Origin of the sequence: Duganella sp. Dugasp56, assembly GCF_047304105.1 — a bacterium.
GTDB classification, from domain to species: Bacteria; Pseudomonadota; Gammaproteobacteria; order Burkholderiales; family Burkholderiaceae_D; genus Rugamonas; species Rugamonas hordei.
The window spans coordinates 64,922-78,495 of sequence record NZ_JBGLYQ010000007.1 but is presented as its reverse complement, the minus strand read 5'-3'; the positions used below and the strand labels follow the sequence as shown (position 1 = coordinate 78,495).

The following is a 13,574-nucleotide window of genomic DNA, read 5'->3' as shown; positions in this document are numbered from 1 at the left end:
CACATGAACCTGCGCGATTTTCGCATCGGCTGGCGTCTGCTCGTGCAGCAGCCGGCTTATTCCCTCGTGGTTACCGGCGGCTTGGCCATCGGCTTTGCCGCCTGCTTCCTGCTGTTCGGCTTTGTCGAGTTCTGCCTGAACTACGACAACAGCGTGCCTGACAACGACCGCGTGGTCGTGGTCAAGCAGCGCATCAATGTTTTCCCGCGTCCGGAATGGCAAATGTGGGCGTTCATCCCCTTGCGAGACATCGCACTCTCCAGTGGCATGGCGACGGAGGCAAGCATCGCCAAACCGATCGATACGCCGCTGCGGTCCGGGAACGAGCTGCACAAGGTCGATCTGCTCGTGGTCGATCCGGCGTTTCGCGCGATGTTCGGCATCAGCGCACTGCAGGGCGATCTACATGCCGCGCTGACCCAGCCGGACGGTCTGGCGCTGACGCGCACCGGCGCCCACAAACTGTTCGGCGCCGCCTCTGCGCTTGGCCAAACCGTCAAAATTGGCGATACCGCGTTGCAGGTGAGGGCCGTGCTGCCCGACGCGCCGGCCAATAGCACGCAGCAGTATGAAGCGCTGGTTGGCACCAGCAGCAGCGCATGGGACGAACGCGACACGGCCACCAGCAAATGGGGACGCGGCCCGATCTACATCAAACTGGCGCCCGGCGCATCGATATCCGCGCTGACGGCGTTGCTGCAGGCGGAGAGCGAGAAGTCGCCGCTTAACCAACGCGTGAAAACCGGCGGCTTGGGCAAGGGCCTGAATGGCCGCAATGTCGCCGATATCAGCTTGCTGCCGCTGCGCGACGCCTACTTCGACGAGGACCTGGCCAGCGGCCGCGAAGCCGAGCGCCACGGCCAGCGCAGCAGCGTGTACGGACTGGCGGCCGGCGGCTTGCTGATCCTGCTGCTGGCGGCGATCAACTACGTCAACCTGGCGACCGTGCGCACGCTGCGCCGCCAACGTGAAATCGGCATCCGCAAACTGCTGGGCGCCAGCGCTTCGCGGCTGGTACGGCAGTTCCTCAGCGAAGCGGTGCTGACCGCGATGCTGGCCGCCATCGCGGGCCTGATGCTCGCGTGGCTGCTGCTGCCGGTGTTTTCCGATCTGGTCAATCGCCGGCTGGACGGCATGTTCACACCGCTGCGTTGCGCGATCGCGCTGTTGTTCAGCATTTTCATCGGCATCTGCGCGGGCGCTTACCCCGCCTGGCTGGCGCAGAACTCGCTGCCCGGCCCCGCGCTGGCAGGACGCGGCAATAGCGAAACGGTCGCAGGTCTGTGGATGCGGCGCGTGCTGACCGTGTTGCAGTTTTCCAGCGCGATGGCACTCAGCGCGACAGCCCTGGCGGTCAGTTGGCAGACCTATTTCGCCAGCCACGCATCGCCTGGCTTCGATCCGTCCAATCTGATGGTGGTGGATTTGCCGGAAGGCCAAGTGGGCAAGCCGACAGTCGCCGCCTTCATCGAAGAGGCTCAGCGTCTGCCGCATGTGCAGGGGGTGTCGTCGATCTCCGAAGCGGTGGGACGCGACCGTATGAAATTGATTAACACGGTCACTACCAAGGAGGGCAATGAGATTCCGCTGGAAGGGAAGTACGTCAGCGCCAACTGGTTCGAAGTGAACCATCTGAAGCCACTCTATGGCCGGCTGTACGACGAAAAGCTGGACGTGGACTATGGCAAAGCCCCGCGCGCCGTGGTCAACGTCACCGCCGCGCAGGCGCTGGGCTATGCGCAACCGCAGGACGCCGTCGGCCAGACAGTCCCCGGCGGCATGCAGATCGTCGGCATCGCGCCCGAGGTGCGCTTTCAGGGATTGCGACAGCCACCGAAAGCCATCGTCTACTTCATACGTCCCGGCTTTGTGGCGACGATCCGCACCACCGACAGCCTGGGGGCGGCGTACAACAACATCGAACCGCTATGGCGTCGCCACTTCCCTAACGCCATCCTGGAAATGACAACCCAGGAAGCCGTGCTGGCGGAACGCTATGCCACCGACGCGCGCCTGATGCGTATCCTGATCACCACCAGCGTGATCGCGATCGCGCTGGCGGCCTTTGGCATCTACGTGCTGTCGGCCTACAGCGTGCAACGCAGCCGGCGCGAGATCGTCATGCGCAAGCTGCACGGCGCGGGCCGCATCGATATTGCGCTGATGATGGGCCGAGAATTCTCGACGCTGGTAGGGGCCGGCGCGCTGGTCGGCCTGCCGCTGGCGGCGGTGGCGATACAGCGCTACCTGGCCAGCTACACGGATCGCGCGCCTGTCGGCGGCTGGACGCTGGCGGCGGCGTTGCTGCTGGCCGCGCTGGTGGCGCTGCTGGCGACCACTCGCCACACGCTGACCGCCTTACGCATGTCGCCGGCCCTCGCGCTGCGCGAATAAAGAGGAGAACACCCATGGCACTACGAGATTTTCGCATCGGCTGGCGCCTGCTGCTGCGCCAGCCCTGGCACTCCACCGTGGAGATACTGGGGCTGGCGACCGGTTTCGCCGTCTGTTTCCTGCTGCTGGGATTCGTCCGCTACTCGTTCAGCTACGACAGCGATGTGCCGGAGCGCGAACGCGTCTTCGTCATCAAGCACCGGCTGAATTTCATCCCGCAGCCGCAGTGGATGGAGTACACGCCGTTCGCCCTGCGCGAAGTGGCGATGCGCAGCGGCCTGCAGCTGGAAACCAGCGCATGGTGGCCGCGCGAGGCGACACTCCAACTGCAAGGCCGTCCAACGCTGCTGCAAATGACGGTCGTGGACCCGGCATTCCAGCGCATCGCCGGATTGCAAGCCCTGGCGGGCGATCTGCAGCAGGCGCTGACGCAACCCGATGGGCTGGCCGTCACGCAGCACGAGGCGCTGCGCCTGTTCGGCAGCGCCCTGCCGCTGGGACGGAGCATCACCATCAATAGCCAGCTGCTGCAGGTACGCGCCGTGCTGGCGGACCGGCCGGCCAACAGCACCATCCAGTTCGGCGCGCTGGTCGGCGTCGGCAGCGCGCTGTGGCCGGAGCAGGAACGCCGCGAGGCGCTGGCCAACTGGATGGGTATCGGCGGCCGCATCTACGTCAAGACCGGTGCAGGCGTCAGCGCACAGGCGCTGCAGGCCGTGCTGCAAGACGCCGTCGACCGCGCGCCATGGGACAACATGGCTACGCCGGAAATGAAGAAGGCACTGGGCGGGCGCAAGTTCGTCGATATCGGACTCGGTCCGCTGGCCGAGGCCTACTTCGACCGAACCGTGGCCAACACCATGGGTACCGGTCCGCGCGGCGACAAGCGCATGGTGCTGGCGCTCGGTGCGGTCGGGCTGCTGATCCTGTTCCTCGCCGCGGTCAACTATGTCAACCTGGCGACGGTGCGCACCTTGCAGCGCCGGCGCGAGATCGCCGTGCGCCGCGTGCTCGGCGCCACCACGCGCCAGCTGCTGGCGCAGTTCATGACCGAATCGACGCTGCTGTCGCTGCTCGCCTCCTTGCTGGGCGTGCTGCTAGCGTGGCTGCTGCTGCCGCTGGCGTCCGATATGCTGGAGCGGCGGCTGGACGGCATGTTCACGCCACCGGCCATCGGTGCCTGCCTGCTGTTCGGCGTGGCGGTCGGCGCGGCGGCGGGCGCCTATCCCGGCTGGCTGGCGCGTGGCGTCGATATGAACGAGACGCTGGCCCACCGCAGCGGCGAAACCACCGGCGGTGCGTGGATGCGGCGGGTGCTGACGGCCGTGCAGTTCGGCGCCGCCATGGGTATGGGCGGCATGGCGCTGGCGATCCTGTGGCAGACGCAGTTCGCCGCGTCGGCCCCGCCGGGCTTCGATACGGCGCCGCTGCTGGTGGTGGAACTGCCCGAAAGCGCCACCGCACCGGCGGCGACAGCCTTCCGCGATGCGGTGACGCAGCTGCCCGGTGTCGAGGGCGTGGCGGACAGCCAGGAGGTGCCGGGACGCGATAACGGTACCGGCACGCGCGGCAGCGAGAACGTCAAGCGTCTCGACGGCAGCGAGGTGGCGCTGACGGTGCAGATGGTCGGGCCGGACTTCTTCCGCGTCTACGGCTTGCCGGCCGTTGCCGGCCGCATCTTCGATCCGTCGATGGACCGGCTGGTGGACGATGGCGAGCAGAACGTGCTGCTTAACATGGCGGCGCTGCGCGCGCTGGGCTGGCAGTCGGCGCAACAGGCGCTGGGCCAGCGCATCAACGGCACGCGGCAGCGCATCGTCGGCATCGCGCCGGACCTGCGCTGGGAAACGCTGCGCGACCCGGTGCGACCAACCATCTACGATCTGGCGCGTGGCGGCCGGTTGCTGACCGTGCGCGCGCGCGCCGGTGCGCCGGCCACGCTGGAACAGAACATCGCCGCCGCGTGGAGCCGCTACTATCCGGACCGCGAACTGGTGATGCGCGGCGCCGCCAGCTACTACAAGCGGGCCTATGCGGACGACGTTCGCCTGGCCCGCCTGTTGGCCTGCGCTACGGCCGTGGTGTTCGCGCTGGCGGCGTTCGGCATCTACGTGCTGGCCGCCCACAGCGTGCAGCGGCGCGCGCGGGAGATCGTGCTGCGCAAGCTGCACGGCGCCGGCCGCAGGGCGATCGCGGCGCTGGTCGGCCGCGAGTTCGTGCTGCTGACGGCGGTGGCGGCGGCGATGGGATTGCCGCTGGCCTGGCTGGGCATTGCCCGTTATCTGTCCGGGTTTGCCGAGCACACGCCGCTGGGCGATTGGGCGCCGGTGGCGGCGCTGGCGTTTGCGGCACTGATCGTGGCGGCGGCCACCGCCCGCCACACGCTGGCGGCGATGCGCATCGCGCCCGCAGAAGCGCTGCGCGACTAGCCGAAAAAAAAGGCAGCCACACAGGCTGCCTTTCCGCTTGCCGAACCGCGCCTTATTGCACGGACAGCAGTTCGATATCGAAGATCAGCGTCGAGTTGGCGGGGATGCCGGGCTGCGCAACCGTGCCGTAACCCAGGCTAGGCGGAACGGTCAGCGTGCGCTTGCCGCCAACCAGCATGCCAGGCACGCCTTGCTCCCAACCGGCGATGACCTTGCCGGCGCCCAGCTGGAAGCTGAACGGCGTGGCGCCGACGGTGGTCTGCACCGCCGGACCGCGGAAGTCGGCACGGGTGCCATCGTAGACATACAGCGAGTAGTTGACGCTCAGCGTTTTGCCGTTGGCGGCGGCAGCGCCGCTGCCAACCAGCGTGTCGACGATTTTCAGCGTGGTCGGCGGCGGCACGACAACCGGCAGCACCGCCTTGGTCACGTCGACCAGTTCAAAGTCGTACACCAGCGCCTGGTTAGCAGGAATCGGCTGGTAGGTGATGCTGCCGATCGCAGGCAGCGCGGTGTGCGCGACGGCGCCGTAGGCCAGGTTGGCCGGCAGGATCGCGGTGCGCTTGCCGCCCACTTTCATGCCCAGGATGGATTGGTCCCAGCCGGTGACCACGGCGCCGACGCCGATGGTGAACGGCGCCGCGGTCTTGCCGGTATCGACCGAGCTTTCCACCTTGGCGCCCTTGCCGTCGGCCTTGGTCGAGTCGTACAGGTAGCCGACGAAGTTGATCACCACCAGGTCGCCGGTTTCCGCCGTCAGGCCGGTACCGACCACGGTTTCAGTCACTTTGTAGGTCGGCTGTGCCACCACCACGACGGCCGGGGTCTTCGAGCCGCCGCCGCAGGCCGCCAGGACTGCTGCACAGACGACGGCAGCAATAATTTGAAACATCGATTTCATGATTACCTTTGATGGAATGTTCGTATTCGTACGCTTGCGCCGCACGGATGCGGGCATGTCGGAGCAGAAGTTTAGCAGACCGCGCCGCTTCCGCTCCGGGCACTACATTCGGTTACATCTTTTAGCACCGTTTGTGTGCTTAAATTTCCACTTGCGTGCCTAATTCAATGACACGGTTGGTGGGAATCTGGTAGTAGTCGGCGGCGCCGCGCGCGTTGCGCGACATCGTCACGAACAGGTGCTCGCGCCAGGTCGCCATGCCGGCGCCGGGGGTCGAGATCACCGTCTGGCGGGCGATGAAGAACGAGGTCTCCATCATTTCGAACGGCAGGCCGATGCACTCGCACAGCGCCAGCACCCGCGGGATGTCCGGTTCGTCCTTGAAGCCGTAGTAGACGTTGAGCTGGTAGCACTGGTGGCCCAGGTCCGTCACCTTGACCTGTTCGGCCTCGGCGACGTAAGGCTCCTCGACCACGTGCACGGTGAAGAACACCACCCGTTCGTGCAGCACCTTGTTGTGCGACAGGTTGTGCAGCAGCGCGTGCGGCACGCCGTCGCTTTCGCCGCGCAGGAAGATGGCGGTGCCGTAGACCCGCGTCGGCGGCGCCACGAACAGCGACGACAGGAAGTCCTCCAGCGGAATGGCGTGCTTCTGCAGGTTCTGGAACACCAGCTCGCGGCCGCGCTTCCAGGTCAGCATGACCGTGAACAGCACGGAGCCGAGCAGCAGCGGGAACCAGCCGCCGTGCAGCAGCTTGAGCGTGCTGGCCGAGAACAGCAGGATGTCGATGATGATGAAGAAGCCGGTGGCGGCAAAGCACAGCCACAGCGGCAGGTTCCAGCGGTAGCGGATCACGAAGAAGGTCAGGAAGGTGGTCGCCAGCATGGTCGCCGTCACCGCGATGCCGTAGGCGCCGGCCAGCTTGTCCGACGAGCCGAAGCCGATCACCGCCAGCAGCACCACCACCAGCTGCAGCCAGTTGACGGCAGGGATGTAGATCTGGCCAATCTCACGCTCCGACGTGTGCACCACGCGCATGCGCGGCAACAGGCCCAGCGCGATGGCCTGCTTGGTCATCGAGAAGGTGCCGGAAATGGTGGCCTGCGAGGCGATCACCGCCGCCAGCGTCGACAGCACCACCAGCGGATAGACGCTCCACGCGCCCAGCTGCTGGAAGAACGGGTTGGAAATCGCGTCGGGATGGGTCAGCAGCAGCCCGCCCTGGCCCAGGTAGTTCAGCGCCAGCGACGGAAACACGATCAGGAACCAGGCGGCGCGGATCGGCTTCTTGCCGAAGTGGCCCATGTCGGCATACAGCGCCTCGGCGCCGGTGAAGGCCAGCACGACCGCGCCCAGCGCGACGAAGGCGATCATGCGGTTCTCGAACATGAAGCGCAGCGCATGCAGCGGATTGAGCGCCCACAGGATCTGCGGCGCGGCGGCGATGTTGACCAGGCCCATGACCGACAGCGCGGCGAACCAGACCACCATGACCGGACCGAACCAGCGGCCGATGCCGGCCGTGCCATGGCGCTGCACCGCGTACAGCGTCACCAACACGATCAGGGTCAGCGGCACGATGTACTGCTCCAGCCCCGGCGCGGCCACTTCCAGACCCTCGATCGCGCCCAGCACGGAAATCGCCGGCGTGATCACGCTGTCGCCGTAGAACATCGTCGCGCCGAACACGCCCAGCAGCATCAGCGGATAGTGCCAGCGCCCAGCCGTCTTGGCGACGGAATTGAGCGCCAGCGCCATCAGCGCCATGATGCCGCCCTCGCCGCGGTTGTCGGCGCGCAGCACCAGGCTGACGTACTTGAGCGAGACGATCATCGTCAGGCCCCAGAAAATGAGCGAAATAATGCCCAGCAGATTGAACTCGTTCAACGCCAGGCCGTGCTCGGGATCGAAGATGGTTTTGAGGGTGTAGAGGGGACTGGTACCGATGTCGCCGTAGACGATGCCCACGGCCGCCAGCGTCAGCGCGGCGAGGCTACTTTTCTTGTGTTGCACGGTCAAGATTGCACCTGTTGTTGTTTTGGTGCATTGCACAATAGGATAAGTATTTGCAAAAGGCAAGGATATTTTCGCATGGAATAGCATTCCAATATTTCAATATCGCCAGTGTACGCTGGTGCGGGCGGGAGTGCGAGTCTGGCAGCCGAACCTGCTCCCCCGCCTGCGGCCAGGCGGTATTTCAGCGATAATGGCAGACCTTGCCCCCTCCCCGCCACCGCCCCACATGAACACAGGTATCCTGTACGCCACATTCGCGTTCTTTTGCTGGGGCTTGTTCCCGTTGTATTTCCACGCCATCGGCGAAGTGCCGGCGATGGAAATCCTGGCGCACCGCATGCTGTGGTCGCTGCTGTTCCTGGGCCTGGTGCTGACCGTCCGCCAGCAATGGAAGTGGCTGCCGCGGGTGCTGCGGCAGCCGCGTGTGCTGGGCAGCTTTATCGCCAGCGCCGTGCTGCTGACGGCCAACTGGTTCGTCTACATCTGGTCGGTCAACAACGGTCACGTCATCGACGCCAGCCTCGGCTACTTCATCAATCCGCTGGTCAACGTGCTGCTGGGCTTGCTGGTGCTGAAGGAAAAGCTGCGCCGCGCCCAGTGGATCGCCATCGGCGTGGCCGCCTGCGGCGTGGCCTGGCTGACCTGGTCGGCCGGCCAGCTGCCGTGGATTGCCTTAATTTTAGGCATCACCTTCGGCGGCTACGGCCTGCTGCGCAAGACCGCCGCGCTGGCGGCGCTGGAGGGCCTGTCGCTGGAAACCATGCTGCTGTTCCCGCTGGCGCTGGTGTATGTGCTGTGGCTGACCTTGCATGGCCAGAACACCTTCATCAACAGCCCCAACGACAGCACCCGCTGGCTGCTGGCGGCGGCCGGGCCGATCACCGCGATTCCGCTGGTGATGTTCGCGGCCGGCGCGCGCAAGATCCCGATGTCGGTGCTGGGCCTGCTGCAATACCTGTCGCCCAGCATGCAGGCGCTGCTGGGCGTATGGGTGTTCCATGAAACCTTCCCGCAGGCGCGGCTGATCGGCTTCGTCATCATCTGGAGCGCGCTGCTGCTGTACGTGGCCGAGGGGCTGTGGGTCAGCCGCCGCGCTAAATAGTGGGCGGATGGCGGGATTTATCGTATCCTGTCGTCCTTCCTTGCATTTATACCTATCACTGAGATTCTCAATGGCAAATTACGTCTACACCATGAACCGCGTGGGCAAAATCGTCCCGCCCAAGCGCCAGATCCTGAAAGATATTTCGCTGTCCTTCTTCCCGGGCGCAAAGATCGGCGTGCTGGGCCTGAACGGCTCCGGTAAGTCGACCTTGCTGAAAATTATGGCAGGCCTCGACACCGACATCCAGGGCGAAGCCGTGCCGATGCCGGGCCTGAACATCGGCTACCTGCCGCAGGAACCGCAGCTGGATCCGGAAAAAACCGTGCGCCAGGAAGTCGAGTCCGGCCTGGGCGAAGCGTTCGAGGCGCAAGCCAAGCTGGAAGCCGTGTACGCCGCCTACGCCGACGAAGACGCGGACTTCGACGCGCTGGCCACCGAACAGGCGCGGCTGGAAGCGATCATCTCGACCTCCGACGGCGGCAACCTGAACCTGCAACTGGAAATGGCCGCCGACGCGCTGCGCCTGCCGCCTTGGGAAGCCAAGATCGGCGTGCTGTCCGGCGGCGAAAAGCGCCGCGTGGCACTGTGCAAGCTGCTGCTGTCCAAGCCGGACATGCTGCTGCTCGACGAACCGACCAACCACCTGGACGCCGAGTCCGTCGAATGGCTCGAACAATTCCTGCTGCGCTTCCCGGGCACCGTGGTCGGCATCACCCACGATCGCTACTTCCTGGACAACGCCGCCGAATGGATTCTGGAGCTGGACCGCGGCCACGGCATCCCATGGAAAGGCAACTACTCGTCGTGGCTGGACCAGAAGTCCAACCGCCTGAAGCAGGAAGAAGCCACCGAATCGGCGCGCCAGAAGGCGCTGCAGAAGGAATTGGAATGGTCGCGCCAGAATCCGAAGGCGCGCCAGGCCAAGTCCAAGGCCCGCCTGGCCCGCTTCAACGAGCTGAGCGAGTACGAATACCAGAAGCGCAACGAGACCCAGGAGATCTTCATCCCTGTGGCCGAGCGCCTGGGCAACGAAGTGATCGAATTCAAGAACGTCTCGAAAGCGTTTGGCGACCGCCTGCTGATCGACAATGTGTCGTTCACCATTCCGCCGGGCGCGATCGTCGGCATCATCGGCCCGAACGGCGCCGGTAAATCGACCTTGTTCAAGATGATCGCCGGCCTCGACAAGCCGGACAGCGGCGAGGTGGTGATCGGCCAGACCGCGCGCATCTCGCTGGTCGACCAGAGCCGCGACACGCTGGGCGACGCGAAGACCGTGTTCGAGGACGTGTCCGGCGGCGCCGACATGCTCAGCGTCGGCCGCTTCGACATGCCGTCGCGCGCCTACCTGGGCCGCTTCAACTTCAAGGGTTCGGACCAGCAGAAGATCGTCGGCAACCTGTCCGGCGGCGAACGCGGCCGTCTGCACCTGGCCAAGACGCTGCTCAAGGGCGGCAACGTGCTGCTGCTGGATGAACCGTCGAACGATCTGGACGTGGAAACCCTGCGCGCGCTGGAAGACGCGCTGCTGGAATTCGCCGGCTCCGTGCTGGTGATTTCCCACGATCGCTGGTTCCTCGACCGTATCGCCACGCACATCCTGGCGTTCGAAGGCAACTCGCAGGTCACCTTCTTCGACGGCAACTATCAGGAATACGAAGCCGACAAGAAGAAACGACTGGGCGAGGAAGGCGCGAAGCCAAAACGCATCCGCTACAAGCCGCTGACCGTCTAAATCTACGTGGCGGGCAACGACAAACCCCGAAAGCCGGCGACGGCTTTCGGGGTTTTCGCATTAATGGCCTTCCGCCGCGCCGAACATGGTCTTGGCGTAGATCAGGCCGAGGCCGTAGCCGCCGCCATGGGCTATCGAGGTCGCCACGGTCTCGTTGTAGGTTTCGCCGCGCGCCCAGTCGCGCTGCAGTTCGAGCAGATACTGCAGCGAGGTCATCGGACGGGCGCCCAACTGCACCATGCGCTCGACAGCGCGCTCATGCGCTTCGTCGGACACGTCGCCGCTGGCGTCGGTGATCACGTAGACCTCGAAGCCCTGGTCCAGCGCCGACAACGCGGGGCCGACGATACATACGGAAGTCCACAGGCCGGCCAGCACGATCTTGCCCTTGCCGATGGCGTTGACGCGCTCGGCGATGCGTGGATCTTCCCAGGTGTTCATGGTGGTGCGGTCGATGGCCGCCTGGTCCGGGAACACGGATTTGATTTCGTCGAAGATCGGACCGGAGAACGATTTTTCCGCGACCGTGGTCAGGATCGTCGGCACGTTGAAGCCCTTGGCGGCCTTGGCGACCAGCGCGACGTTGTTGCGCAGCTGTACCGGGTCGATGGACTTGGTGGCGAAGGACATCTGCGATTGGTGATCGATCATGATCAGCGTGTGGTTGCTTGGATCGAGCAGGGTGCTTCCTGGTTTAGCGATAGCGGTAGGCATGTGAATCTCCAGTCTATATTCAATAATTTCGATTTTCTGATCCGCGTTGTTTGCGGTGTTTTCTCTGCTGGAATGAAGTATCTTCCATCCTGACTCAAAAGAAAAACGGAAAATTTTGCGAATCATGTTCGAAATTTTCGATTATCAAATATGGGCGCAAAAAAGCCGCCTCGAAGGCGGCTTTCCCGACGCTGGAGCGGCTTAGAAGTTGTAGCGCAGTCCGGCGGTAATGGCGCCGTTTTTGCGGCCCACATCGATGTCGTTCTTGCCGTAGTTTTCATACTCCAGCGAGACCTTGACGTTCTTGTTGATCGCGTATTCCGCGCCCACCGATGCGTACAGCGCGTTCTTGTTGCTGCCGCCGCTGACCGAGGCGACGCCCGAGGTGTCCACGCTGTTGTGGTTGCGCGCCACGCCCAGCTTGCCGAACAGGGCGACCTGCTCGTTCACCGGCCAGCTGCCCTTGCCCGCCAGATAGAAGGAGTGGGCATCGCTCTCGATGCGGCCGGCGGCGCCGGTGGCGTCGGTGTAGTTAAACGCCTTGCTGCCGAAGTCGGTATAACCGCCTTCAACCGCCCAGGTCTTGTCGATGTTGTAGCCGGCGAAGATTTTGCCGGTGGCCTTATCGCCGCTACGGTCGCTGGACGTGGTCGTATTCGGCACGTCGAACTTGTAGTGGCTGCCCACGACACCGGCGCCGATGTAGGCGGTGCCGGCATCATCGGCGGCGTATGCGGAAGTACCGCCCAAGGCGGCTGCGGAAGCAACTAATGCGAACAGAATTTTTTTCATGGTATTGGATCTTTCAGCAAAATGGTTGAAGCAGGACTTGCTTGGGATCGCAGTTCTTTGAATTGCGATGGAACCAAGATAGCACTCCAACCAACACCCGTCACCACCGAATTAGTAAGAAGTGTGACAGGATGTAAGCCGAACGATTGCAGGTAAAAAACCTTCCAAGCCAAACTTAAGAGAGGCTTAAGGCATTATCAGGCGGAAGGTCAAATTGATGCGCGGACCACGCGCGGCGCGTTCCTTGTTGATGCCGTGCAGCCAGTGCCGCTGCAGCGCGCCGGCCATCAGCAGCAGGCAGCCGTCGCCCAGCGCCAGCTTGACGGTCTTCGGCAGGCGCCGGTGCTTGAGGATGAAGGTGCGCGGATCGCCGAAACTGACCGACGCGACAGCCGGATCCGGCCCCAGCTCGCGCTCGTCGTCGGCATGGAAGCCCATGCTGTCGCGCTCGTTGCGATAGTAGTTCAGCAGCACGCTGTTGAACTGGCGGCCGGTGGCCTTTTCCACCGCCTGCTTGATGTGCAGCTGCAGCGGCGTGAACGGCAGCGGGTGGAAGGTTTTGCCGGAGTAACGGTAGCTGGCCTCGCCATGCCAGGCCGACAGGCGCGGCTGCAGGTGCAGCTTGCCCCACACCTGGATTTCCTCGGCGCGCCAGTCGGTTTCGTCGAGCAGGCGTTGCATGACTTCGGCCGGCGCCAGGTCCAGCGCCAGCCGCTGCTGAAACCACAGTTCGCCGTCCTCGATGGGGATGGCGGTCAGGCTGGTGTCGTCGGCAAAAAGATCCATGCGCGGTATGATACCGGCACTACGTCATCGAGGAGTGAACCGCATGAAAAAACGCCAGTTCCTGGGCACCGCCGCGTTGGCCGGCATGGCCGCAGCAACAGCCTTGCCTGCGCGCGCCGCCGCCAAGAGCGCCGGCCCGGCGCTGCTCACCGTCACCGGCGCGATCGGCAAGCCCAACCGCGGCCGCTTCGACCCGGTGCTGGACCAGATGATGTTCAAGCAAAAGCTGACCTTCGACAAGGCGCATGGTTTCGATTTCGCCGCGCTGGCGGCGCTGCCCAGCATCACCATCCATCCGACGCTGGAATACGACAGCAAGCCGCACACGCTGCGCGGCCCGCTGCTGCTGGACGTGATGAAGGCGGCCGGTGCGGGATTGAGCGACAACGGCAAGCTGGTGTTGCGCGCGGTGGATGGCTATGCCGCCACGATCACGGTGGCACAGGCGCGCGCGCAGCGCTGGATCGTCGCCACCCATCTGGATGGCGCGCCGATGGCGCTGGGCGGACTCGGTCCGCTATGGGCGATCTACGATGCCGACAAGGTGCCCGAGATGGCGGTCAAACCGCTCGCTGAACGGTTCGGTTCCTGCCCTTGGGCGCTGTATCACATCGAAGTGTAGAAGTTGTCGCAAAATGAGCGCAGCTAGGCGCAGCGGCGAAGGCAGTGCGCTAGCACGGCGAGGCGCTGCAACGACGCTG

General features: G+C 64.5%; 10 protein-coding genes. 5 read left to right on the top strand and 5 right to left on the bottom strand.

Translation table 11 applies throughout. From position 1 onward, the window contains the following. Positions 1–3 precede the first annotated feature (3 nt). Complete coding sequence (locus tag ACCD07_RS06500) at positions 4–2,394, top strand: ABC transporter permease (RefSeq protein ID WP_413446846.1); 2,391 nt, start codon at positions 4–6, stop codon at positions 2,392–2,394. A gap of 14 nt (positions 2,395–2,408) precedes the next feature. After that, positions 2,409–4,823, top strand: a complete 2,415-nt coding sequence (locus tag ACCD07_RS06495) for an FtsX-like permease family protein (protein ID WP_413446845.1) — start codon at positions 2,409–2,411, stop codon at positions 4,821–4,823. Positions 4,824–4,875: 52 nt separating this feature from the next. On the opposite strand, the gene ACCD07_RS06490 is transcribed toward ACCD07_RS06495, so the two are convergent. Continuing rightward, positions 4,876–5,724: an FKBP-type peptidyl-prolyl cis-trans isomerase gene (locus ACCD07_RS06490; protein WP_413446844.1), complete on the bottom strand. Its 849-nt coding sequence runs from the start codon at positions 5,722–5,724 to the stop codon at positions 4,876–4,878. Positions 5,725–5,863: 139 nt separating this feature from the next. Then, the gene (locus ACCD07_RS06485; protein WP_413446843.1) at positions 5,864–7,744 is read right to left on the bottom strand and encodes a potassium transporter Kup; all 1,881 of its coding nucleotides are present in this window, start codon (positions 7,742–7,744) and stop codon (positions 5,864–5,866) included. Between the two features lie 223 nt (positions 7,745–7,967). Between ACCD07_RS06485 and rarD the strand changes: the two genes are divergently transcribed. Together rarD and ettA are read left to right on the top strand one after the other, a co-directional pair. Then, positions 7,968–8,843, top strand: coding sequence for an EamA family transporter RarD (gene rarD, locus ACCD07_RS06480; RefSeq protein WP_176653142.1), 876 nt, complete (start codon positions 7,968–7,970; stop codon positions 8,841–8,843). A gap of 70 nt (positions 8,844–8,913) precedes the next feature. Beyond that, positions 8,914–10,581, top strand: a complete 1,668-nt coding sequence (ettA, locus tag ACCD07_RS06475; RefSeq protein ID WP_176653143.1) for an energy-dependent translational throttle protein EttA — start codon at positions 8,914–8,916, stop codon at positions 10,579–10,581. Positions 10,582–10,641: 60 nt separating this feature from the next. On the opposite strand, the gene ACCD07_RS06470 is transcribed toward ettA, so the two are convergent. The 3 genes from ACCD07_RS06470 to ACCD07_RS06460 form a co-directional block, all read right to left on the bottom strand. Beyond that, entirely contained in the window at positions 10,642–11,295 is a 654-nt protein-coding gene (locus ACCD07_RS06470; protein WP_176653144.1) for a hydrolase, read from the bottom strand. A gap of 201 nt (positions 11,296–11,496) precedes the next feature. Then, complete coding sequence (locus ACCD07_RS06465) at positions 11,497–12,087, bottom strand: outer membrane beta-barrel protein (RefSeq protein ID WP_176653145.1); 591 nt, start codon at positions 12,085–12,087, stop codon at positions 11,497–11,499. A gap of 186 nt (positions 12,088–12,273) precedes the next feature. Continuing rightward, a complete protein-coding gene (locus tag ACCD07_RS06460; protein ID WP_353401907.1) occupies positions 12,274–12,873 on the bottom strand; it encodes an alpha-ketoglutarate-dependent dioxygenase AlkB family protein in 600 nt (199 codons plus the stop codon). Positions 12,874–12,916: 43 nt separating this feature from the next. Here ACCD07_RS06460 and ACCD07_RS06455 point away from each other — a divergent pair, with 43 nt between their 5' ends. Then, positions 12,917–13,495, top strand: coding sequence for a molybdopterin-dependent oxidoreductase (locus ACCD07_RS06455; protein WP_413446842.1), 579 nt, complete (start codon positions 12,917–12,919; stop codon positions 13,493–13,495). Positions 13,496–13,574: the final 79 nt, after the last annotated feature.

What these genes read in the sequence shown, in the direction of transcription:
- ACCD07_RS06460 (WP_353401907.1), bottom strand. Translation starts at nt 12,873, where the DNA reads ATGGATCTTTTTGCCGACGACACCAGCCTGACCGCCATCCCCATCGAG.
- ACCD07_RS06470 (WP_176653144.1), bottom strand. Translation starts at nt 11,295, where the DNA reads ATGCCTACCGCTATCGCTAAACCAGGAAGCACCCTGCTCGATCCAAGC.
- ACCD07_RS06500 (WP_413446846.1), top strand. Translation starts at nt 4, where the DNA reads ATGAACCTGCGCGATTTTCGCATCGGCTGGCGTCTGCTCGTGCAGCAG.
- rarD (WP_176653142.1), top strand. Translation starts at nt 7,968, where the DNA reads ATGAACACAGGTATCCTGTACGCCACATTCGCGTTCTTTTGCTGGGGC.
- ettA (WP_176653143.1), top strand. Translation starts at nt 8,914, where the DNA reads ATGGCAAATTACGTCTACACCATGAACCGCGTGGGCAAAATCGTCCCG.
- ACCD07_RS06490 (WP_413446844.1), bottom strand. Translation starts at nt 5,724, where the DNA reads ATGAAATCGATGTTTCAAATTATTGCTGCCGTCGTCTGTGCAGCAGTC.
- ACCD07_RS06455 (WP_413446842.1), top strand. Translation starts at nt 12,917, where the DNA reads ATGAAAAAACGCCAGTTCCTGGGCACCGCCGCGTTGGCCGGCATGGCC.
- ACCD07_RS06465 (WP_176653145.1), bottom strand. Translation starts at nt 12,087, where the DNA reads ATGAAAAAAATTCTGTTCGCATTAGTTGCTTCCGCAGCCGCCTTGGGC.
- ACCD07_RS06495 (WP_413446845.1), top strand. Translation starts at nt 2,409, where the DNA reads ATGGCACTACGAGATTTTCGCATCGGCTGGCGCCTGCTGCTGCGCCAG.